Origin of the sequence: Vibrio sp. 1731 (assembly GCF_033339955.1) — a bacterium.
GTDB classification, from domain to species: domain Bacteria; phylum Pseudomonadota; class Gammaproteobacteria; order Enterobacterales; family Vibrionaceae; genus Vibrio; species Vibrio alginolyticus.
Genome location: NZ_JAWOVO010000008.1, coordinates 201263 through 223463, shown reverse-complemented (window position 1 = coordinate 223463; position 22201 = coordinate 201263). Strand labels below are relative to the sequence as shown.

Sequence of the window (22201 nt, the reverse complement as noted above, 5' to 3'; positions counted from 1 at the left end):
TTATTTTTGTTGGGTCATTATGAGTTACGCGGAACTATTTTGTCAGTCTAACTTCTCTTTTTTGACTGGGGCTTCTCATGCAGAAGAGCTGGTACTCCAAGCTGCTTTCTATCGCTATCAAGCTCTAGCTATAACGGATGAATGTTCAGTCGCGGGCGTTGTCAAAGCCCATGCAACCATCGAACAACATAAACTCGATATCAAACAAATCGTTGGAAGTATGTTTTGGTTAAATGATGAATGCCAAATCGTACTGCTTTGCCCTTGTCGCAAGGCTTATGCCGAGTTGTGTCGTATCATCACAAACGCAAGGAGACGCAGTGAAAAAGGCAACTATCAACTGTTCGAATGGGATTTGATGTCGGTTCGACATTGTTTGGTATTGTGGCTGCCCACACATCAAGAGAGTGATCACTATTGGGGGCGCTGGCTCAATCAACACCACGCTAATCGTTTGTGGGTAGCGATTCAGCGCCATTTGAGTAACAACGATACTGAATACATTGCGCACTGCGAGCAGTTAGCACATGAATTTCAATTACCTATAACTGCCTGCGGAGGCGTTCTCATGCATGATGTTGAACGCTTGCCATTACAGCATGTACTTACTGCTATAAAGCATGGGTGTAGCGTCGATAAACTCGGTTTTGATCGTATTTCGAATACTGAGCGAGCACTTCGTCCTTTTAAAAAGTTGATTCGGATTTACAAACCAGAATGGCTGGAAGAAAGCACTTACATCGCCGATTTATGCGAGTTTAAGCTCTCCGATTTAAAATACGAATATCCTACCGAGCTGATCCCAGATGGTTACACACCCGACTCTTACTTACGTATGTTGGTCGAACGCGGTAAAAAGCTGCGTTTTCCTGAAGGCGTGCCAGCAGAAGTCAATCAAACCATCGAGAATGAACTGGCGCTTATTCAAGAGCTGAAATACCACTACTACTTCCTTACTATTCACGACATCGTAATGTTCGCGAAACAGCAAGGCATTCTTTACCAAGGGCGAGGTTCCGCTGCAAACTCTGTGGTGTGTTATTGCCTGGAAATTACCGCCGTCGATCCTCGACAAATCGCTGTCTTATTCGAACGATTTATCAGTAAAGAACGTAAGGAACCGCCGGATATTGATGTGGACTTTGAACACGAGCGCCGTGAAGAAGTTATCCAGTATATTTACAAAAAATATGGCCGTGAGCGTGCAGCACTTGCTGCAACAGTGATCAGCTATCGCTTTAAAAGTGCCGTGCGTGAAGTCGGTAAAGCACTAGGGATTGAAGAGACCCAATTAGATTTTTTCATTAAGAACGTTAATCGCCGAGATCGCAGCCAAGGCTGGCAAGCTCAAATTATTGAACTTGGCTTACAACCAGAATCTCTCAAAGGGCAGCAATTTATCCAATTGGTCAACGAGATCATTGGCTTCCCACGCCATTTATCTCAGCACGTAGGTGGCTTTGTAATTTCATCTGGCCCTTTATATGAGTTGGTACCTGTTGAAAATGCCTCGATGGAAGATCGCACTATCATTCAATGGGATAAAGACGATTTAGAAAGCTTGAAGCTACTAAAAGTCGATGTGCTCGCACTCGGCATGTTAAACGCCATCAAAAAATGCTTTCAGCTGGTCGAGAAACATCACCAGCGATCCCTCTCTATTTCCGAAATCACTCGCCGACAAGATGATCCACACGTGTATCGCATGATCCAAAAAGCTGACACGATAGGCGTATTCCAAATAGAATCTCGTGCACAAATGAGCATGCTTCCTCGCCTAAAGCCTGCTTGTTATTACGACTTAGTGATTCAAATTGCAATTGTTCGTCCAGGCCCTATTCAGGGTGATATGGTGCATCCTTTTTTAAAACGACGAGATCACAAAGAGCCTGTCAGTTATCCATCGGAAGAAGTAAAAAGCGTTCTGGAGCGGACTATGGGCGTCCCTATTTTCCAAGAGCAAGTCATCAAGCTAGCCATGGTAGCCGCAGGGTTTAGCGGCGGCGAGGCCGATCAACTCCGTCGAGCGATGGCATCATGGAAAAAGAATGGCGATCTCGCTAAATTCAGGCCAAAACTGATCAATGGTATGCAAGAGAGAGGTTATGACTTAGCGTTTGCTGAGCGCATTTTCGATCAGATATGCGGCTTTGGTGAGTACGGTTTCCCTGAAAGTCATTCAGCGTCTTTCGCAGTGCTGGCATATTGTTCTGCATGGTTAAAATATTATTACCCAGCCGAATTTTACACTGCATTGTTGAACAGCCAACCAATGGGATTTTATAGCCCATCGCAATTAGTACAAGATGCTCGCCGACATGGCGTCGAAGTATTGCCGGTGTGCGTCAATCATTCAAAATATCAACATCATCTCGTCTCACGTCCGAATGGCAGGCTCGGCGTGCAACTTGGTTTTCGCTTGGTGAAAGGCTTTAACGCAGAAAGCGCACAAAGGCTTATTGAGCGCAAACCACTTAATGGTTACCGATCGATTCAAGAAGTAAAGCAGATATTAAGAAGCCGAAGTGACATTGAATTATTGGCTTCAGCCAATGCATTTCAGGCCTTATCGGGAAATCGTTATAACGCTCGCTGGGCAGCAATGGATTCCTTATCTGACCTACCATTGTTTCACAAGGTCGAAGAACCCAATGTTAGCTACCAGACTCAACCCTCTGAATATGAAAATTTAATTGAGGATTACGCAAGCACGGGACTATCTCTTAGCCGCCATCCAATTAAATTATTAGAAGAAACGGGCAAACTCCCTCACTTTACCCGCATGAGGCAACTGACAGAGAAACCGCATAAGTCACTGGTCACAGTGGTAGGTGTGGTAACAGGAAGACAATCTCCAGGCACCGCCGCTGGCGTGACATTTTTTACGTTAGAAGATGACACGGGCAACATTAATGTGGTCGTTTGGCAAGCGACAGCACGAGCCCAAAAGCAAGCGTATTTAGGCGCTAAAGTATTAATGGTGAAAGGCATTCTTGAAAAAGAGGGAGAAGTCACACACGTTATTGCTGGCAAGTTGATGGATTGCACGCACTACTTGAACAATCTACAAAGTAAATCTCGGGATTTCCATTAGTACAGAGGAATTAAGGAGAGAAATGTTAAAAATCAGAGAGAGGTGCGCTCCCTCTGATTTCACTAGATCTAATCATGCACTTTTAGAAAGCATCTGGCGTAATCGGTCTTGAGCAACTTCAACCAGCAGATCCGGTTGGAATTTAGATATAAAGCGATCACAGCCTACTTTTTGTACCATGGCTTCATTAAAACTACCGCTCAGAGAAGTGTTCAATGTGATAAACAACTTAGACATACGTGGATCTTGGCGCACTTCATGGGTCAGTTTATAACCGTCCATTTCAGGCATTTCAGCATCCGTAATCATCATCAACAGCTCTTTTTCTACATCTTTACCTTCATCACACCAACGTTTTAAAACCGTTAACGCTTCTAGCCCGTCACGGCACTCGATGATATTCATACCCAATTGAGAAAGCGTATCGCGAACTTGATTACGAGCTGTAGAGGAATCATCCACAATCAGAACATTACGCCCGACCATTGCTTGGGCCAATTCTTGATCGAGAATGTCCTCCGAGATAGTCACGTCGTAATGTACGATCTCTGCTAAAACTTTTTCAACGTCAATAATTTCGACAATTTGAGAGGCATCCCCCTCTTTGATTTGCGTGATAGCCGTGAGGTAATTCGAGCGACCAGACGTGGAAGGAGGCGGCTGAATTTCAGTCCATGCCGTATTAATAATGTTTTTAACCGGACCGACTAAGAAGCCCTGCACCGTGCGGTTGTACTCTGTCACGATCAAATTTTCTTCTTCCGCTTCACCACGTAAAGCAGGAAAACCAATTGCGCCTCGTAAATCAATCACTGGTACCGCTTCACCTCGTAGAGAAGCAACCCCACGAATATTGTAGTGCGATCCAGGGAGCTTGGTTAACGGTGGAAGCTTGATGACCTCTTTCACTTTGAACACATTAATCGCAAATAATTGGCGACTATTTAAAGTGAACAGCAGAAGCTCTAGTCGATTTTCACCAACCAAGTTTGTACGCTGGTCAACCGTATTTAACACTCCGGACATACTACTACCTAAATTATGGATAATTCTTATTTTACTCGAAATCAGTACAGACACAGCAAGGTTATATAACCAAATAACCTTAAAATATTTGGCTTTTCGAGCACAGCTTTAAAGTACAACAGTTTTAGCGTATTACTTCTCTTTGCATCAGACGCAAAGTCACGCAGCACATTGAAAGCCATTTTGTTTATTTACTTGAGCTTTTTAGGAAATTACATGAATGGCGCAGATATAGCAATGCAACATAACTCAAATTCCCTTTCTAGTAATAGGCGATCAAAAAGGGTGAGCCGTTAAGTCTCACCCTAAATCACCTACAAATGCAGTCTCAACAGCCAGGCACATCATCATGTTAAAAAGTACTTAACCTTCCACAACCTTCATCAATAGTTGACCATCGTACAACGCTTGCTTAATCAACGCGGCACCAGGCATTGTGGCTTGCTTATAGAAACGAGACTCCACCAGCTCAAGATCTTGGTGATAAACAGGTAAACTCTGCTCTTCGATACAGCGACGAACCGCAGGATAAAGCACATCTTTTGCTTGGTTAATCACACCACCGATCAAGATTTTCTCAGGGTTAAATAAGTTGATCACAATAGCAATTGCAGAGCCTAAGTAGCGTCCAAGTTTTTCAATCACATCGACGGCCAAAGGATCACCGTTTGCAGCGGCTTCACAAATGCTCTCAATACTCATTTCCTCTTGTTTAGCAAGAATAGAGTCTTCGCCATCAGCGATTCGTCTTACGACTTCTTCACGAATTGCCTGAGAACTGGCAACGGTTTCCAAACAGCCAATATTGCCGCAATGACAACGTTTTCCATTTGGGTCAATTTGAATATGCCCGAGTTCACCAATGTTACCGTGACGGCCTTGCAAAACGCGCCCATCCAGAATGATGCCCGCACCTAAACCGTGGTGGATAGAGATAAGAACGGAGTTGTCATTATCTTGAGAATGACCAAAAAGCTTTTCTGCTAATGCCCAAGCTCGCGTGTCATTGGCAATGAAAACTGGCAAGCCCGTTGCTTTGTATATCTCTGGTCCAAGAGCAAGATTTTCGACATTGTAATGAGGCATCTGCAAAACGACACCTTGCTCTGAGTTCACGAGACCAGGCAGCGTAAGGGCAATACTGGTAACACGATCAAGTTGATCCGCGTAAGTCTGAAAGAATTCATCAATTTCGTAAAGCAGGCGCTCAAGCACATCGTCTTGATCAAGCTCGTGTATCTCGATTTTAGTATCGATCAGTACATCACCGCCTAACTCATGCAAAGCAATGGTTAAATAACCCCGCCCCAAACGCATTGACAAAAATTGCCAGCCTTCATTATTGACCTGCAAACCGACAGCAGGTCGACCACGACTCGTCGCTTCTTGTACTGTCGTTTCATGAATCAAGTGCGCTTCAATTAATTCTCGAGTGATTTTGGTGATACTAGCAGGAGCAAGCTCACTCTGCTTGGACAAATCAATTCGAGAAATAGGACCTTTTAGGTCAATTAGTTTATATACACGACCAGCATTGACCTGTTTGATATGATCAATATGGCCCGGTTGAGCCATGTACATCTTGCACTCCGAAATTCTATAACGGGACAATTTTTTTACTTTGCGAACTAATTGTGAAGTGAATTAATAAATCCCCGTGACAAGCATCACGTATAAACCTGTTTGTTTGTGTATTCAATCAAATAACGAAGAATCTACTCCTGTTAAATTGTTTGAAAAATAACTTATTTTTATTCACTAAATTATGAAGTAATGCCTTTAAAGCAGCGTATTTTTATCAATAAGGCCATTGCCTGTCGAATATCTGTCTGTTTTACCGGGGTTACTCTTAATGTAAACATTCTGTGCATATACTTATATTCAAGTAGCTTTAAGGTGTGGGCTAAGCGAGGCTAACCTTGAGAGCGATTGCGTAAAGTAAGGATAGAGTTCAAGTTACCTGTACACACACATTCATCGGAGAATCTATGACTTCCAAATTAAGACGAACAAAAATTGTCACTACGCTGGGTCCTTCAACGGATAAGGACAATATACTTGAGGAGATCATCAAAGCCGGTGCAAACGTTGTCCGTATGAATTTTTCACATGGAACCAGTGAAGACCACATTCAACGTGCGAACAAAGTCCGTACCATTGCAGCAAGACTTGGGCGTCAGGTTGCAATTCTTGGTGACTTACAAGGCCCTAAAATCCGTGTATCAACGTTTAAAGACGGCCAAGTCATTTTGAATGTGGGCGATAAATTCACATTAGATAGTGATTTACCAAAAGGTGAAGGCAATCAAGAATCTGTAGGGTTAGATTATAAAGAACTACCGCAAGATGTTTCACCAAATGACATTTTATTACTCGATGATGGACGCGTTCAGCTGCAAGTTACCAAAGTAGAGGGTAATAAAGTTCATACCCGTGTGATTGTCGGTGGTCCACTGTCCAACAATAAAGGGATCAACAAAAAAGGCGGCGGATTGTCAGCCGATGCGCTCACAGAGAAAGATAAAGCCGACATTCTTACCGCCGCAGCAATTCAAGTAGACTACCTTGCTATTTCATTCCCGCGTAACGGCGAAGACATGCATTACGCTCGACGCTTAGCCAGAGATGCAGGCCTTGAAGCCATGTTAGTGGCTAAAGTCGAACGAGCAGAAACCGTCGCGACCAATGAGTCTATTGACGACATTATTCTCGCATCCGATGTAGTGATGGTTGCACGTGGTGACCTTGGTGTAGAAATCGGTGACCCTGAGCTCATAGGTGTCCAGAAAAAACTGATTCGCCGCGCACGCAGTTTAAACCGTATCGTGATTACTGCGACACAAATGATGGAGTCCATGATTACTAGCCCAATGCCAACGCGTGCTGAAGTGATGGATGTGGCCAATGCGGTTCTAGACGGCACTGACGCGGTGATGCTGTCTGGAGAGACTGCTGCAGGTAAATATCCTGTAGAAACGGTCAAATCCATGGCCGAAGTATGTGTGGGGGCAGAAAAAATGTCGGAGGCAAGTCTATCTACTTATCGCTTAGATAGAACCTTCGAAACCGCTGAAGAAACCATCGCAATGGCAACCATGTACTCTGCGAATCACATGGAAGGAATTAAAGCGATGATCTCGTTAACTGAGTCCGGCAGGACTGCGTTGATGATGTCTCGCTTAAGCTCTGGCTTGCCAATATTTGCCTTATCACGGAATGAATCGACACTAAATCGAGCAGCATTATACCGAGGCGTGACACCTGTATATTTCGAGTCAAAAAGTGATGCGGGTTTACCAACGGCTCAAGCAGCGATTACTAGCCTTAAAGAGCAAGGGTACTTGCACAAAGGTGATTTAGTCATTATTACTCAAGGCGATGTAATGGATGTTGTTGGCTCAACCAACTGCATGCGCATTCTACAAGCGTAGTCGTTATACCTAACCGGAGTTAACCACAAGAACCCGCAAATAAGGCTCCGAAAATGGAGCCTTATTTATATGCTTTGTATATTGCGCACATCGTGAACGTAAGAAGGTTTATGCTCTCTCTCTACCATCAATTTCAACATCCAGCTGGTCATAGAGTTGAACTAGGTTAAACCCAGCTTGAAGCCCAAGTTGATAGTCATGCTCTAGTGACTCTTGGTCACTTAACAAAGAAGAAGAACGAAGCCCCTCTTTAGGCGCAACTTGTAAAATAAAAGTGTCGTCAGGTGGAGCAGATATAAAGGCCTGAGTGAGCTCAAATGTTTGATAATGAATCATCAGCATGTCGGCTAAACCTGAATCAAAATTCTCACCAATCAGATGACTTAAACGATACAAGTTATCGGCACCGAACAACCAACGACCTCCATTTAACAGCATTTTCCCTGCAAGCTTCGATTGATGTGCTGCATTAATTTTTTGTTGGAAGAACGACGCCCAATCCAGCTTCCACTGATTCACTTTTTGCTGCCATGATTGCTGTACTGAGTTGATAGACTCTCGATACCATTCGACAGGCACATCCCCCACTTCACTTTGGGCTCTCGCTTCAATCTCTGAAAACGGCTCTGTGCGAATGACAATAATGTTGCGAGCATTCTGACGCCACGCTTCTTGAACAGGGATAGAGGCAGACACGCCGCCATCAACAAACTTATTGCCATTTACGTCGACAGGTCCGTGGTACAACTTGGGAATCGCACATGTCGCTAGCATAGTGTTAAACCACGAGTCATCCAAGATTGGTAGATATTGATCTGATAGCGTCTCTATATTCGTTACCGCAGCAAACGCTCCTCGTTTTCCCAATGCACTACGACCTAAATCAAGGTCAAGCTTGTATGGGAAATCTTGAATCCGTTCTAATGCCCACTCTAAACCTAAGTACTGCTGCTTTCGGATATAGCGAAACAGATTAAAAAATTCAGGAGACGTTGTCAGCTCGGTAATAAAAGCTTTGCCCATGCCATGTTGACGACACAAGTAAGAACATAAGTTAAGTGCTCCGGCAGAGGTGCCATAGAATTCATCGAAAGGATCGAAGTTGGAAAGTAAAAAGGCGTCTAAAACGCCAGCGGTAAAAATCCCTCTCTGCCCTCCACCTTGCGTGACTAAAGCAGTTTTACCATGCCTAAAGTGCTCATAAACTTTTACATCAAGCTCTGCATGGCTTTCTGTGATTATACCGCTGTTACGTATCATAGGCTCACGCCATTTTGTTAAAACGTTTGGTAAAAGTGGTTATCTTAAGCTGTTGTAATAGCAATGATGCCAAATGACAAAAGCACTGCAAAAACAGTCACCACAATGATTAATGCGGATTTTAGATCGTGTTCCATAAACACCTCCTTAATATGTAACAAATTAATAACACCGGTGTGAAATATGTTCAAGATTTGCTTAATTTAGTCGCGCAATTTTGACTAACCCATCACAATTAGCTTAGTCATAATAAGGAGATAGGGCATGAACCAAAAACTCAGCTGGCTAGTAGGAATCATGATGATGAGTACTGCTATCAATGCACAAGCGAATATCATCGTTACACCATACATAGGCTATACAGGAGGCGGCCAAGTAGAGGATGAAAGTGGTAATACATACGATCTCGACCCCGCAGTGAACTACGCTCTCTCAGTCGAGACTCCCTTAGAAAAAGGAAGGATCGGATTGTTTTACTCCAATCAATCGACGGAACTTGAAAAGCTGTCCAACTCGGCAGATATCCATTATCTGCACTTCCAAAGCAGCATGTACTATCCTGTCGCAGAAAATTGGCAAACCTATATCGGTGTAGGTTTGGGCGCTTCTTATGCCGATGTGGATTGGGTAGACAAAAAATACGGATTTTCGGCTAGCGCTTTTGCAGGGCTGGAATATGAATTTTCAAAGAACTTTGCGTTAACAGCCCAACTGAGATGGTTAGGAATGGTCGTTGATAACGATACATCTGGCGCCTGTACTCTACCTAATGACGGCTCAAACTGTATCATTAAGTTCGATACTGATTGGATGAACCAATTCCAATCAAATGTTGGTTTTAGTTTCCGCTTCTAATTTTTATGCATGTTCCTCTGTAGGGCTCGTCACAAAGAACGCTGAACGAGTCCTGCACAGAGCCGATAAAGGACATCGTCTAAACACCATTGTTTGGCAAAGTAACGAAGCATCATCTAGATAGGTGCACAAAAGATAGCCGTACGCCCTAATTCATCAAAATAGTCTTAAACACCAAAGCAATTATTAGATCCCAGTTATTTATTCCAGACAAACAACCAACCACCCACACAAAACCACAATCAAACTCAAATTTAACAAGATTAAAACCAGACAACGCATCTGAATTAACATTTAGATTCTATTGCGCTAAGTATTATTAGAAGTTAGTCTGATCAGTGAAAACAGATAAATATTTCAGTTTTATCAAACACACATCAAAATTTTAAGATTAATAATCTACTTTCTCTTACAGTAGCCAGAATATAGCTCTATAAAATTATAAAAAGTTAGAATTAAGGATAGAAAAGCTGATGGATAACAGCGGTCCTTTCTTCCAACTGTTTGCGCAATTATTACTGTGTTACGTAGAGAGCTTCATTCCTCAGGGAGTCTTATAGGAGTCAAATATGAAGCGAGAACAATGGGGATCCCGGGCGGGATTCATCTTAGCAGCAGTTGGGTCTGCTATCGGTTTGGGAAACATTTGGCGTTTCCCATACATGGCCTATGAAAACGGTGGCGGCGCATTTTTTATTCCTTACATTTTTGCCATGATCACTGCCGGTATTCCATTTATGATCCTTGAGTTCAGTATGGGACAAAAATACCGAGGCTCGGCACCAAAAACACTAGCGAAAATTCATTCTAAATTTGAATGGCTTGGCTGGTTCCAAGTTGGTGTGGCTGCAGTTATTGCCGTTTACTATGTGGCTGTTATCGGTTGGTCGATTTCTTACTTTGGGTTGTCGTTCACTCAAGGTTGGGGAACCGATACCAACGCATTTTTCTTTAGTGAATACCTAAAGCTAGGTGACAACTCACCAACAGACTTAGGCAGTATTCAATGGAAGATTGCTTTATCCATGGTGATTGCTTGGGCAATTACTTACACCGCTATTGCCAAAGGCGTGAAATCAGGAATTGAACGAGCATCTAAAATTATGATGCCAATCCTATTCTTGATGGTGATTTTCTTAATCGGACGTATGATTTTCTTGCCAGGAGCTCTAGATGGCGTGAACTACATGTTCGAACCCGATTTCAGCAAAATTTGGGATGTGAAAGTATGGGCAGCGGCATATGGTCAGATCTTCTTTACGCTAAGTATCGGCTTCGCCATCATGCTAGCTTACTCTAGCTACCTACCAGAAAAGTCAGACATAACGAATAACGCGTTTATGACCGTGTTGATCAACTGTGGCTTCTCGATCCTAGCCGGCATCATGATCTTCTCAGTATTGGGTTACATGGCTCAAGAGCAAGGTAAGCCGTTAACAGAGGTGGTATCTGCAGGCGTTGGCTTGGCTTTTGTTACTTTACCTGCGGCAATTAACCTACTACCTGCCCCATATATTCTTGGTCCACTGTTCTTCTTTGCACTGGTGGTTGCTGGTCTAAGTTCGCATATTTCAATTATGGAAGCCGTAACTTCAGCCATTATCGACAAGCTGAAGTGGAGCCGTAAAAAAGCTGCAAATGTTGTGATTGGTATTGGCTTCGTTGTCTCTATGGCGTTTGCTACCAATGGCGGTCTGCTGCTACTCGATCTAGTAGACCACTTTGCAAACAACGTTGGCATCATGGTTGGTGGTCTGGTTGAGATTGTCTTGATGGCGTGGCTATTGAAGCGCGTGCCAGAAGTACGTAATTACGTTAACGAGCGCTCTGATTTCTCTGTTGGTCAATGGTTCGAGATCTGCTTACGCTTCGTTACACCAATCATGCTCGCCATTATCTTAGCGACCAAGCTATACGCCCTAATTACTGAAGGCTACGGTGGCTATGATCTAACTTTAGGCTGGGCACTTATCGCCGCACTCTTTATCTTTGGTCTAGTGATCAACGCAGTGAACCGCAAGGAGACAGCAAAATGACAATCAGCGCAATTATTATGATGGTTATTGGTTTAGGTATCACTTGGGGCGGCGCTGCCGTTTGCATCAAGCGAGCCATGGATAAACAATAGAACGTTAAGTTCCACATAAAAAACGCCGGTAGTTACCGGCGTTTTTTTATACATACATTAGTTCAATTCTAGAAACTGTACTTGATGCCAACGGCGCCGCCAAGTTGCAAGTCAGCACCTTTGTAAAGATCTAGCTCTGGGTGTATTTGACCATAAAGGTCCCAGCCGCGTGATAAATCCCAGTTCACACCAAGTGGTACTCTCACACCAAACTCGTCATCCCATTCATACCAGCCACCAACGCCGACATACCAAGTCACAGGCATGTTTTGATCGAATGTTCCACGCTTAGCGATGTAATCAAACGCCATACCATCGTTTCCGATAATGCCACGATATTTGTTATCTAACTCTACAACAACACTTAATTGTTGATCGACAGCCATACCAACTGATAGATCCGTTGGTTCGCTTGCCGCCATTGCCGTACTAGAAACTAGTCCCAAAACTAAAATGAATTTGTTCTTCATACACGTTATCAATTATTCAAAAAAACATTATTCGCTATTCAAACATAATGGCATATCAATATGTCAACGATGGGTAAGCTCGATGTATGAAAAAGCTGACAAAAGTAAAGATGAGTTTAGGATCACACTAAAAAGGAACTGTCAGTTAATAAAATAGGAACTAAAAAAGGAGGCCGAAGCCTCCTTTTATGCATTACTATGAATGACTGCGATTAACCGTGGTTACGAATCCACTCATCCATTTCAGTTTTTAGGTTATCTGACTTAGTACCGAAGATAGCCTGTACACCACCAGCTACAACTACAACACCAGCAGCGCCTAGTTGTTTTAGCTTGTCTTGGTCAACAGCTGCTGTATCTGCAACTGCTACACGTAGACGTGTGATACATGCATCTAGACCAGTAATGTTAGCTTTACCGCCAAACGCTGCAACCAGTTCACCGCCCATATCAGAGCCAGAAGCTACAGCTGCACTTTCCGTTTCATCTTCACGGCCAGGTGTTTTTAGGTCAAGCGCTGTGATTACACCACGGAACACTACGTAGTAAATTACTGCGTAAACTAGACCAACGGCAATCATTAGCACCATCTTCTGAGCGTTACCAGATAGAACTAGGAAGTCGATCAGACCGTGAGAGAAAGAAGTACCGTGTACAAAGCCTAGAGTGTTCGAAACGATGTATGCAGAACCAGCTAGTAGAGCGTGGATACCGTATAGTAGTGGAGCAACGAATAGGAATGAGAATTCGATTGGCTCAGTAATACCAGTTAGGAATGAAGTCAGTGCAGCTGACGCCATGATACCCATTACTTTTGCACGGTTTTCTGGTTTAGCACAATGAGCAATTGCGATTGCTGCAGCTGGTAGACCGAACATCTTGAACATGTAACCACCCGCTAGCTGACCGAAGCCATTACCAGCAGCACGAGATGCTTCATCAGCAACTAGGTAACAAGTTAGTACACCATTTTGAGCTTCACCGGCAGCGTTAACACAAGAACCTGCTTCGAAGAAGAACGGTACGTTCCATACGTGGTGTAGACCGAATGGGATTAGAGAACGCTCAACAACACCGTAGATACCGAATGCTAGCTGTGGGTTTTGGTGTGCAGCCCAATCAGAGAATGCAGAAATTGCACCGCCAATTGGTGGCCAGATAACAGAAAGGATAACACCTAGGATGATCGCAGCAAAACCAGTGATGATTGGCACTGCGCGCTTACCAGCGAAGAAGCCAAGGTACTCTGGAAGTTGGATTTTGAAGAAACGGTTGAATGCCCAAGCAGCCACACCACCGACAAGGATACCACCTAGTACACCTGTATCGATTTTCTCAACACCCATAACGCCCGCCATTACACCTAGCGTTGCCGTCATGATGCCGTAACCAACGATAGCTGCAAGACCTGCAACACCGTCGTTGTTAGTGAAGCCTAGAGCTACACCTACTGCAAATAGAAGTGCCATTTGGCCGAATACTGAACCACCAGCTTGTTCCATAAGATTAGAAACGATCTCTGGAATAAAGCTTAGATGGGCAGCACCCACACCTAATAAAATACCTGCAACTGGTAAAACTGATACTGGAAGCATCAGAGCCTTACCAACTTTTTGCAGGTTAGCAAAAAGGTTCTTAAACATGTTTATGCTCCTGATAAATTTATAAGTATTATTTGGGCACTAACGGCACACCCCCGTAGCCTAAAGGTTAGCACCCAATGAAAATGTAACCACAACTGCATTATATTTTCCGGCTCTAAATATATATTGATGACCCTCAAACTTTCCACACAGTTACGAAATTTAGTTTCAAAACAAGTCTTGGATCACACCCAAAAACAGCCGATGAAAAGGTTTGCATTGCACTTATATTACTGTTTTATAAAGAATTAATTATTTATATAATTAATTTTAAGGCGTAAATAAAATACGCCCCAATGTTATTTTTAGTAACAAAATTACATTTGTGATTTTTGAATGTTATTAAATCAACATTTTTAGTAAACATTAAACTCGTGAGCGTATCTGTTGTTTTTATCAACAAAAAAGGAGCCTAAGCTCCTTTTTTATGCTCTTATTATTTTTTCATCGCAAAAAAAGATTTCGGAAGTTTTCGGTGGTTTTTTGTGCCACTTCAGAAAGAGAGCACGATTTGAGTTGCGCAATATAAGAAGCGACTTCGACAACGTAAGCGGGTTGATTCTCTTTGCCACGATGGGGAACAGGAGCCAAGTAAGGAGAATCTGTCTCAATAAGAAGCTTCTCTAAAGGTAGAGTCTTCACCACTTCTTTTAACTCTGTAGCTTGACGGAAAGTAACAATCCCCGAGATAGAAATATAAAACCCCAGCTCCAGTGCAGCTTCAGCAAATGGAAGATCTTCTGTAAAACAGTGGATAACACCACCACATTTCTCTGCCCCACCCTTACGCAAAATATCTAGAGTATCCGCACGTGCGTTTCTGGTATGGATAATTAAAGGTTTGTTGAGCTCCACTGCAAGATCAACGTGTTGCTCAAAGCGCTCTTTCTGTAACGCGGCCGTTTCGGGCTTGTAATGATAATCTAAACCCGTTTCGCCAATAGCGACGACTTTTGCATTCGACGCATGGTGGCGCAATACGTCCATCGAAAAGTCGCTTTCAACATCAAGTGGGTGCACACCGCACGAAGCATAAACATTGTCATAAGGCTCGATCATTTCCATCATTTTCGGGAAAGAATCCAGCGTTACTCCAACAGAAAGTAGCTCAGTTACGTTTGCTTGTTTAGCTTTGTTAATAACGTCTTCCACATTGATGTGGAGATCGTCGTAATTCAATTTGTCTAAATGACAATGAGAATCTACGAACATAATGCCTCTCGTGATTCAATTAACCAATTCATTGATAGTAGCTCAAGGTTCAGGCCAGGAAAGGCTTGCACCTGAGCTTTCAGGTTCATCAGCGCCTTCGCTGATGAGTACAAACCGTTATAGTTGTCCGGTTGAAACTTTGTCGCGCCCGGAAGCATTTGAGCTTCTGATACACCAAACTGCGCTTTCTGAGCATCTGTCAGTAAATACCATGCCCAGTCTAGTGATTGCTCTGAGTGTTTAGCGATTAAAGAAGCACACTCAGAAACGTCTGAAACAGGCGAAGACATTGCCTTAATAAAACTGCGTTCAAAAGCCAAGTAAGCTTCGAGATCACCATTATTTAACGCATCCAATGTTTTTATTGGAGAGCCCATATTCAGTTTTAAAGCATAAGCAGGAACTTGCTTCGCCCCTTGTTCGTGCATCCATTGCATTGCTTGTTCCGCTGACGGAGGCGCAACAACCCAGTGTTGGCAACGGCTACGAATCGTTGGGAGCAGACGCTCCTGATTGTGGGTAACGAGCAAAAACAAGCACTTTGCCCCAGGCTCTTCTAGCGTCTTTAACAGCGCATTCGATGCCGACTCGTTCATAGAGTCCGCCGGTTCTATTACAAATAGGCGGTAACCATTAAGCTGAGATGATTCCTGAGCAAGACGGTTACAAGCGCGAATTTGGTCCACCGTTATCGCCTTTCCTTCTTTCTCTGGCTTGATCCAGTGTAAATCAGGGTGGTTTTGAGATTGATTTAGCTGGCAGCTATGACAAAAACCGCATGCTTCACTCGCGTAATTTTGGCAAAGAAGCGCTTGGCTAAAAAACTCGATAAGTTTTTCGATGCCTAAGCCCTGATCGCTTTGTAATAAAAGCGCACCTGGTATTCTGTCCGACTCTAACCCTACTTTGAGGTTATCCCATATTGGCTGTAGCCATGGATAATCATTTAACATGAGTCACCTAAATTTACATTTCACTTATTGACGAGCTAGCCACTCGTTTAGAGCGTCCCGAATATCACGCGACACGCCTTCAATCGTCTGTTCTGCGTTAATGATAACGATGGAAGGATCGGCATGAGCAATCTCCAAATAACGCTCACGTGTACGCTCGAAGAAACTAATATCCATCTTCTCTATACGATCTAACTCACCACGCCCACGCGCACGCTCAAGCCCAACACGAGGGTCAATGTCCATATAGAGAGTAAGAGCAGGTTTAAAATCACCAAGCGTTGTATCCCGGAGATTTTTCATTAACGATGCGTCAATCTGACGGCCACCACCTTGATAAGCTTGCGACGACATATCGTGTCGGTCACCAACCACCCACTGACCGTTTTCCAAAGCTGGTTTGATCACGTTCTCAACCAACTGAACACGTGCAGCGTACAGAAGAAGCAACTCCGTCATGTCCTTAAGTTCTTCACCTTCGTGCTCTTCTTTCACCAGAGCGCGCATTTTTTCTGCTAGCGGTGTGCCTCCTGGCTCACGGGTATTTACGATATCCTCAATACCGGCCGCTTTTAGCGTATCTAAAACGGTTTTAATCGCAGTGCTTTTACCCGCGCCTTCTAGGCCTTCAACGACAATAAAGTTTGCTTTCATCATTTGTTCTTTCTTAGTTCTCTTAAATAGGCACGAACAGCACGGTTGTGCTCAGCAAGGGATTTCGAGAATACATGTCCGCCCTTTCCACTTGCTACAAAATATAAATAGTTGCTGCTTTCTGGATTCAAAGCCGCTTCAATGGAAGCTTCACCAGCCATCGCAATCGGTGTTGGTGGCAATCCATTGATGGTATAGGTGTTATATGGTGTCGGCGTACGCAAATCTTTCTTACGGATGTTGCCATCGTAGGCGTCACCCATACCATAAATAACTGTCGGATCAGTTTGTAACCGCATGCGTTTGTTCAATCGGTTGATAAACACAGAAGCGACGCGCTCACGCTCAGAATCAATAGCCGTCTCTTTCTCTATGATAGACGCGAGAATCAAGGCTTCATATTTATCCTGTAATGGCAGCTTTTCTTGACGAGCTTCCCAGCTAGCGTCCAGTATTTTATTGAGTTTTCGATGCGCTCGTTTTAATAACTGGCTTTCACTCGTACCCGCTGTGTAATGGTAGGTTTCTGCTAAAAACAACCCTTCTAGCTTTTCTCTCTCAATTCCGAGCTTCGCAGCCATTTCTTTTTCTGAAAGATCGGTTAAATCATGCTTTAAATAAGGAGCACTTTTTAGTTGATCTACCCATTCAGAAAAGCGGCTGCCTTCAACAAAAGTGATCGCAAACTGGTATTCTTTTCCAGTATTCAGATGCTCCAATGTTTGCGAAAGCGACATACCAGGCTCAAGTTGGTAAGTACCCGCTCGCACCTGCAACAATTCTGGATATAAGTGAGGAATTAAACGGATGTACTCCGATGTTTCAATCACCTCATCTTCAACTAAGGCGCGCATGACATGATGAAAGCTTGTACCACTTTCTACAGTAAACAGCTGAGGTTGTTCCAATAGAATAGGCTTTTCAACGTATTGTTTAGCCTGTGAAATTATATAAAAAACAGCTGCTGCGCCTATCACTGCGATCAGCACAACAAAAGCCAACAGTTTTTTAATCACGTAGTTAAATTCCCTTGCAGTCGTTGAGTCAATTTTCCTATCGGAAATATAGTCTTAGAGTTCGATGTCACTATGCTGCGAATAGGTGCGATACCTAATATTGAGTTACACATGAAAGCCTCGTCAGCACTCAGCAAATCTGGAAGTATAAAACGCCCCTCGATGACTTCAATATGACTTACTTTAAGTAACTCAAGCACCTTACGACGCATTACGCCCGTAACGCCTGATAAGGTCAGCTCCGGCGTAAATACTTTATTACCTTTAACCCAAAAAAGGTTGGCCATTGTAGTTTCAATGACATGGTTTTGCACATTTAACGTTATTGCATCTGCAAACTCTGTATTGTCGATTTCAGCCTTGGCGAGAATCTGCTCTAAACGGTTGTTGTGCTTATGTCCCGCAAGTAAAGGTTGAATCCCTAGACGAGTATTACAAACGCCCAAGTCCACACCTTGTTCTTGCCAAGATGAATAATGAGAAGGAAACGCAAAATTGGAAATCGTCACGATAGGGCCTTCAATCCCATTAGGGCTATACCCTCGCCCGCCAATACCGCGGCTAACGTGAATCTTCACCCCCGCTCGTGCGTCAGATAAAACCGCTTTGCTTGCCCAATCATGCACAACTTCCCAGTCAGGTGAAGAGATCTTCAAAGCGTCAAGGCAAGCACTCATGCGCTCAGTATGTTCTTGCCAGTAAACCAACTCTCCATTTTGGGTCAGGATGGTGGTAAAGCCTCCATCACCGTATTGGAATGAGCGGTCACCTAGCTCTACATGCGTTTGCGGAACTCCATTTACCCAAAACATTCACGTACCTTCAAATTAGCAGACAACAAATAAAACAAAACGGCTCAATGCTAAGCATCGAGCCGTTAGAATACAAGTTTCGCTTATCTAAATAAGGTTAGATAGTGTTACTCAGCGAACTTTTTGAAGATCAAAGAACCGTTTGTACCACCAAAGCCAAACGAGTTACAGATAGCGTATTCCATACCTTCAACTTTGCGCGCAGTGTGCGGCACAAGGTCGATGTCTAGACCTTCTTCTGGGTCATCAAGGTTAATCGTTGGTGGAACGATTTGGTCAACCAAAGACATAACCGTGATAATTGCTTCAACAGAGCCTGCTGCACCTAATAGGTGACCAGTCATAGACTTAGTTGATGATACAAGTACTTGCTTCGCACCTTCTTCACCAAGAGCACGTTTCACGCCCTTGATTTCTGCAACGTCGCCAGCAGGAGTAGATGTACCGTGAGCATTCACATAACCTACCTGGGTACCTGTGATGTTTGCGTCACGCATTGCCGCTTCCATCGCAAGTGCACCACCAGAGCCATCTTCGCTTGGAGAAGTCATGTGGTAAGCATCACCAGACATACCAAAACCAACCAGTTCTGCGTAAATCTTCGCGCCACGTGCTTTCGCGTGTTCGTACTCTTCAAGCACCATCATGCCAGCACCATCACCTAGAACAAAACCATCACGGCCTTTATCCCATGGGCGAGACGCTTTTTGAGGCTCTTCATTACGAGTAGATAGCGCTTTAGCTGCACCGAAGCCAGCCATGCCAAGAGGCGTAGAAGCTTTTTCTGCACCACCAGCAACCATCGCATCTGCATCGCCGTAGGCAATCATACGTGCTGCATGGCCGATATTATGCAGGCCAGTAGTACATGCGGTAGAAATCGCGATATTTGGACCACGAAGACCACGCATGATAGATAGGTTACCTGCAACCATGTTTACAATGGTCGAAGGAACAAAAAATGGGCTAACTTTGCGAGGGCCTTTGTCTACTAATGCAGTATGGCCAGTTTCGATAAGGTCAAGACCGCCAATGCCTGAGCCGATAGCAACACCAACTCGAGCCGCATTTTCTTCGGTAATTTGTAAGCCAGAGTTATCAAGAGCTTGAATACCCGCTGCAATGCCGTACTGGATGAAAAGGTCCATCTTACGAGCATCTTTTTTAGACATGTACTCTGTGCAATCGAAATCTTTAACAAGACCTGCAAAACGAGTTGAGAAGTTCGTAGTATCAAAGTGCTCGATATTTACGATACCACTTTGACCTTCTAGCAGGGCTTTCCAAGATGATTCTACTGTGTTGCCTACCGGTGACAACATACCCATGCCAGTGACAACTACACGACGCTTGGACACGATATAATTCTCCGGGAATTGAATATTTCTATGAGAGGATAGAAGAAGTTAGAAAGAACACAGGCGGTCTAGGAGACCGCCTGGGAGAGCTAATTACTGAGCGCTGTTTACGTAGTCGATTGCAGCTTGAACAGTAGTGATCTTCTCAGCTTCTTCGTCAGGAATCTCAGTGTCGAATTCCTCTTCTAGAGCCATAACTAATTCTACAGTGTCTAGAGAATCAGCACCTAGATCGTCAACGAAAGAAGCTTCGTTTTTAACTTCTGCTTCGTCTACACCTAGCTGTTCAACAATGATTTTCTTTACGCGTTCTTCGATGTTGCTCATTTTTCTTTTCCTTTACAGATTTCGCCTAATGCGATGATTCCGTAGTTTATTCGAACTATTGAAAGTTGCAAGGGGGTCCTTGCTGGTCAAACCACAAAATTAGCGAATTTAACCGAATTTCAATACATTTTTGACTTAAATCATGCACAAATCTTGCGCATAAGCATGACAAGTTCATGACAGTTAACTGCAACTATAGGCTATTTTTCACAATGTAAAATAGCTTATTTTGCATAAACTGTCGCATTAAACCATGTACATACCACCATTTACATGCAAAGTTTCACCAGTAATGTACGCTGCTTCAGGAGAAGCAAGGAAAACTACTGCTGATGCAATTTCACGTGGGTCACCTAAACGACCTGCTGGCACGTTCGACAAAGTTGCCGCACGTTGGTCATCATTTAGTGCCTTAGTCATGTCAGTTTCGATGAAACCAGGAGCAACAGTATTCACTGTTACACCACGAGACGCAACTTCACGAGCCATTGATTTAGTAAAACCAATCACGCCCGCTTTCGCTGCTGCGTAGTTAGTTTGACCTGCGTTACCCATGGTACCAACAACAGAGCCTACGTTGATGATACGACCCGCACGTTTTTTCATCATGCCGCGTAAAACCGCTTTAGACATGCGGTAGATAGGCGTTAGGTTGGTATCGATGATGTCGTTCCACTCATCATCTTTCATACGCATCAATAGGTTGTCACGAGTAATACCAGCGTTATTCACCAGAATATCGATCACACCAAATTCTTCGTTGATCGTTTTTAGTGTCGCTTCGATAGACTCGACATCGGTCACGTTAAGAGCTAGACCTTTACCGTTATCACCAAGATACTCGCTGATAGCAGCCGCACCACTTTCAGAAGTAGCAGTACCGATAACCGTAGCACCTCGCTCGACAAGAAGTTCCGCGATCGCGCGGCCAATACCACGGCTTGCGCCGGTAACTAGCGCGATCTTACCTTCTAGATTCATCATGTTGTGTTTCCTTTTCTTATCGCAAATTTATCGCTTTATGGATTACTTCGCAGCGTCTAGCGATGCGATATCATTCACTGCTGCTGCAGTTAGCGTTTTCACGATACGTTTTGTTAGACCTGTTAAAACTTTACCAGGACCAAGCTCAAGAAGATTTTCTACGCCTTGTTCGTGCATCAGTTCAACTGTTTCAGTCCAACGAACTGGGCTATGTAGCTGACGAACAAGCGCATCTTTGATTTTTGCAGGATCTGTCTCAGCAACCACATCAACGTTGTTGATAACTGGCAGCTGTGGTGAGTTAAATTCGATAGACTCAAGAGCTACAGCAAGTTTTTCCGCTGCTGGCTTCATAAGTGCACAGTGTGAAGGTACTGAAACAGGAAGAGGAAGCGCACGCTTCGCACCAGCTTCTTTACATAGCGCACCAGCTCGCTCTACTGCGTCTTTGCTACCAGCGATAACGACTTGACCAGGCGAGTTAAAGTTTACTGGAGAGACCACTTCGCCTTGCTCTGCGTCTTCACACGCTTTTGCAATCGCATCATCAGCCAAACCGATAATCGCGTACATTGCGCCAGTACCAGCTGGTACTGCTTCTTGCATAAGTTGACCACGTAATTCAACCAGCTTGATGGCTTCTTTAAAGTCGATAACACCCGCACATACAAGTGCTGAGTACTCACCTAGGCTGTGACCGGCTAGGTTTGCTGGTTGCTCTAAGCCAAGTTCCTGCCATACACGCCAGATTGCAACAGATGAAGCTAGCAAAGCTGGTTGAGTACGGAAAGTCTCGTTTAAATCTTCTGCAGGTCCATTTTGAACAAGCGCCCATAGATCGTAACCTAGTGCGTCAGATGCTTCTGCAAATGTTTGTTTTACCACGTCATATTGTTCGCCTAGTTCTGCAAGCATACCTACAGCTTGAGAACCTTGACCTGGAAATACTATAGCAAACTTGCTCATGTTGTTTTCCTT

Annotated in this window: 20 protein-coding genes; 5 read left to right on the top strand and 15 right to left on the bottom strand. The window is 43.8% G+C overall.

Annotated features, from left to right (window positions below; all coding sequences use genetic code 11):
* The first annotated feature begins 19 nt into the window (after positions 1–19).
* Positions 20–3094, top strand: a complete 3075-nt coding sequence (locus R7035_RS11990; protein ID WP_064368639.1) for an error-prone DNA polymerase — start codon at positions 20–22, stop codon at positions 3092–3094.
* Between the two features lie 72 nt (positions 3095–3166).
* Here R7035_RS11990 and R7035_RS11985 read toward each other — a convergent pair whose 3' ends face one another.
* Both R7035_RS11985 and R7035_RS11980 read right to left on the bottom strand, forming a co-directional pair.
* On the bottom strand, positions 3167–4120 hold the full coding sequence (locus R7035_RS11985; RefSeq protein WP_005372976.1) for a chemotaxis protein CheV: 954 nt from the start codon (positions 4118–4120) through the stop codon (positions 3167–3169).
* A 363-nt stretch (positions 4121–4483) separates the two neighbouring features.
* Positions 4484–5701 (bottom strand): ROK family protein, encoded by a 1218-nt coding sequence (locus tag R7035_RS11980; RefSeq protein WP_005385828.1) that lies wholly within the window; start codon positions 5699–5701, stop codon positions 4484–4486.
* A gap of 407 nt (positions 5702–6108) precedes the next feature.
* On the opposite strand from R7035_RS11980, the gene pyk reads away from it, so the two are divergent.
* A complete protein-coding gene (pyk, locus tag R7035_RS11975; RefSeq protein ID WP_176311089.1) occupies positions 6109–7551 on the top strand; it encodes a pyruvate kinase in 1443 nt (480 codons plus the stop codon).
* A gap of 108 nt (positions 7552–7659) precedes the next feature.
* On the opposite strand, the gene R7035_RS11970 is transcribed toward pyk, so the two are convergent.
* Positions 7660–8811 carry a patatin family protein gene (locus R7035_RS11970; protein WP_176311090.1) on the bottom strand — a complete coding sequence of 384 codons (1152 nt, stop codon included), beginning with the start codon at positions 8809–8811 and terminating at the stop codon, positions 7660–7662.
* 44 nt (positions 8812–8855) lie between these two features.
* Positions 8856–8948: a YnhF family membrane protein gene (locus tag R7035_RS11965; RefSeq protein WP_005372970.1), complete on the bottom strand. Its 93-nt coding sequence runs from the start codon at positions 8946–8948 to the stop codon at positions 8856–8858.
* A 127-nt stretch (positions 8949–9075) separates the two neighbouring features.
* Here R7035_RS11965 and R7035_RS11960 point away from each other — a divergent pair, with 127 nt between their 5' ends.
* The 3 genes from R7035_RS11960 to R7035_RS11950 all read left to right on the top strand — a co-directional run bounded on the left by R7035_RS11960 (position 9076) and on the right by R7035_RS11950 (position 11794).
* A complete protein-coding gene (locus R7035_RS11960; RefSeq protein ID WP_318146144.1) occupies positions 9076–9666 on the top strand; it encodes an outer membrane protein in 591 nt (196 codons plus the stop codon).
* A 569-nt stretch (positions 9667–10235) separates the two neighbouring features.
* Positions 10236–11702 carry a sodium-dependent transporter gene (locus R7035_RS11955; RefSeq protein ID WP_005372966.1) on the top strand — a complete coding sequence of 489 codons (1467 nt, stop codon included), beginning with the start codon at positions 10236–10238 and terminating at the stop codon, positions 11700–11702.
* Positions 11699–11794 (top strand): MetS family NSS transporter small subunit, encoded by a 96-nt coding sequence (locus R7035_RS11950; protein WP_005372963.1) that lies wholly within the window; start codon positions 11699–11701, stop codon positions 11792–11794. The genes R7035_RS11955 and R7035_RS11950 overlap by 4 nt, the downstream gene beginning before the upstream one ends.
* Positions 11795–11862: 68 nt before the next feature.
* Here R7035_RS11950 and R7035_RS11945 read toward each other — a convergent pair whose 3' ends face one another.
* From R7035_RS11945 to fabD, 11 genes are all read right to left on the bottom strand, one after another.
* Positions 11863–12264, bottom strand: coding sequence for a hypothetical protein (locus R7035_RS11945; protein WP_005372960.1), 402 nt, complete (start codon positions 12262–12264; stop codon positions 11863–11865).
* A 212-nt stretch (positions 12265–12476) separates the two neighbouring features.
* Entirely contained in the window at positions 12477–13907 is a 1431-nt protein-coding gene (ptsG, locus tag R7035_RS11940) for a PTS glucose transporter subunit IIBC (RefSeq protein WP_176311091.1), read from the bottom strand.
* Between the two features lie 444 nt (positions 13908–14351).
* The gene (locus tag R7035_RS11935) at positions 14352–15119 is read right to left on the bottom strand and encodes a TatD family hydrolase (RefSeq protein WP_005372957.1); all 768 of its coding nucleotides are present in this window, start codon (positions 15117–15119) and stop codon (positions 14352–14354) included.
* Positions 15110–16072 carry a DNA polymerase III subunit delta' gene (locus R7035_RS11930; RefSeq protein WP_017821391.1) on the bottom strand — a complete coding sequence of 321 codons (963 nt, stop codon included), beginning with the start codon at positions 16070–16072 and terminating at the stop codon, positions 15110–15112. Before R7035_RS11930 ends, R7035_RS11935 begins: the two co-directional genes overlap by 10 nt.
* A gap of 24 nt (positions 16073–16096) precedes the next feature.
* Positions 16097–16729, bottom strand: coding sequence for a dTMP kinase (gene tmk, locus R7035_RS11925; RefSeq protein ID WP_005387350.1), 633 nt, complete (start codon positions 16727–16729; stop codon positions 16097–16099).
* Positions 16726–17742 (bottom strand): endolytic transglycosylase MltG, encoded by a 1017-nt coding sequence (gene mltG / locus R7035_RS11920; RefSeq protein ID WP_086046933.1) that lies wholly within the window; start codon positions 17740–17742, stop codon positions 16726–16728. Before mltG ends, tmk begins: the two co-directional genes overlap by 4 nt.
* Positions 17739–18554 carry an aminodeoxychorismate lyase gene (gene pabC, locus R7035_RS11915; protein WP_086046934.1) on the bottom strand — a complete coding sequence of 272 codons (816 nt, stop codon included), beginning with the start codon at positions 18552–18554 and terminating at the stop codon, positions 17739–17741. The genes mltG and pabC overlap by 4 nt, the downstream gene beginning before the upstream one ends.
* 107 nt (positions 18555–18661) lie before the next feature.
* A complete protein-coding gene (fabF, locus tag R7035_RS11910) occupies positions 18662–19912 on the bottom strand; it encodes a beta-ketoacyl-ACP synthase II (RefSeq protein WP_005372948.1) in 1251 nt (416 codons plus the stop codon).
* 93 nt (positions 19913–20005) lie between these two features.
* Positions 20006–20239 carry an acyl carrier protein gene (acpP, locus tag R7035_RS11905; RefSeq protein WP_004406112.1) on the bottom strand — a complete coding sequence of 78 codons (234 nt, stop codon included), beginning with the start codon at positions 20237–20239 and terminating at the stop codon, positions 20006–20008.
* A gap of 246 nt (positions 20240–20485) precedes the next feature.
* Positions 20486–21220, bottom strand: coding sequence for a 3-oxoacyl-ACP reductase FabG (gene fabG, locus R7035_RS11900; protein ID WP_031781117.1), 735 nt, complete (start codon positions 21218–21220; stop codon positions 20486–20488).
* Between the two features lie 45 nt (positions 21221–21265).
* Positions 21266–22189: an ACP S-malonyltransferase gene (gene fabD, locus R7035_RS11895; RefSeq protein WP_176311092.1), complete on the bottom strand. Its 924-nt coding sequence runs from the start codon at positions 22187–22189 to the stop codon at positions 21266–21268.
* Between the last annotated feature and the right edge of the window lie 12 nt (positions 22190–22201).

What these genes read in the sequence shown, in the direction of transcription:
- R7035_RS11935 (WP_005372957.1), bottom strand. Translation starts at nt 15,119, where the DNA reads ATGTTCGTAGATTCTCATTGTCATTTAGACAAATTGAATTACGACGAT.
- R7035_RS11945 (WP_005372960.1), bottom strand. Translation starts at nt 12,264, where the DNA reads ATGAAGAACAAATTCATTTTAGTTTTGGGACTAGTTTCTAGTACGGCA.
- pyk (WP_176311089.1), top strand. Translation starts at nt 6,109, where the DNA reads ATGACTTCCAAATTAAGACGAACAAAAATTGTCACTACGCTGGGTCCT.
- R7035_RS11985 (WP_005372976.1), bottom strand. Translation starts at nt 4,120, where the DNA reads ATGTCCGGAGTGTTAAATACGGTTGACCAGCGTACAAACTTGGTTGGT.
- R7035_RS11955 (WP_005372966.1), top strand. Translation starts at nt 10,236, where the DNA reads ATGAAGCGAGAACAATGGGGATCCCGGGCGGGATTCATCTTAGCAGCA.
- fabG (WP_031781117.1), bottom strand. Translation starts at nt 21,220, where the DNA reads ATGAATCTAGAAGGTAAGATCGCGCTAGTTACCGGCGCAAGCCGTGGT.
- R7035_RS11970 (WP_176311090.1), bottom strand. Translation starts at nt 8,811, where the DNA reads ATGATACGTAACAGCGGTATAATCACAGAAAGCCATGCAGAGCTTGAT.
- fabD (WP_176311092.1), bottom strand. Translation starts at nt 22,189, where the DNA reads ATGAGCAAGTTTGCTATAGTATTTCCAGGTCAAGGTTCTCAAGCTGTA.
- R7035_RS11930 (WP_017821391.1), bottom strand. Translation starts at nt 16,072, where the DNA reads ATGTTAAATGATTATCCATGGCTACAGCCAATATGGGATAACCTCAAA.
- R7035_RS11965 (WP_005372970.1), bottom strand. Translation starts at nt 8,948, where the DNA reads ATGGAACACGATCTAAAATCCGCATTAATCATTGTGGTGACTGTTTTT.
- ptsG (WP_176311091.1), bottom strand. Translation starts at nt 13,907, where the DNA reads ATGTTTAAGAACCTTTTTGCTAACCTGCAAAAAGTTGGTAAGGCTCTG.
- R7035_RS11960 (WP_318146144.1), top strand. Translation starts at nt 9,076, where the DNA reads ATGAACCAAAAACTCAGCTGGCTAGTAGGAATCATGATGATGAGTACT.
- R7035_RS11950 (WP_005372963.1), top strand. Translation starts at nt 11,699, where the DNA reads ATGACAATCAGCGCAATTATTATGATGGTTATTGGTTTAGGTATCACT.
- R7035_RS11980 (WP_005385828.1), bottom strand. Translation starts at nt 5,701, where the DNA reads ATGTACATGGCTCAACCGGGCCATATTGATCATATCAAACAGGTCAAT.
- R7035_RS11990 (WP_064368639.1), top strand. Translation starts at nt 20, where the DNA reads ATGAGTTACGCGGAACTATTTTGTCAGTCTAACTTCTCTTTTTTGACT.
- pabC (WP_086046934.1), bottom strand. Translation starts at nt 18,554, where the DNA reads ATGTTTTGGGTAAATGGAGTTCCGCAAACGCATGTAGAGCTAGGTGAC.
- acpP (WP_004406112.1), bottom strand. Translation starts at nt 20,239, where the DNA reads ATGAGCAACATCGAAGAACGCGTAAAGAAAATCATTGTTGAACAGCTA.
- tmk (WP_005387350.1), bottom strand. Translation starts at nt 16,729, where the DNA reads ATGATGAAAGCAAACTTTATTGTCGTTGAAGGCCTAGAAGGCGCGGGT.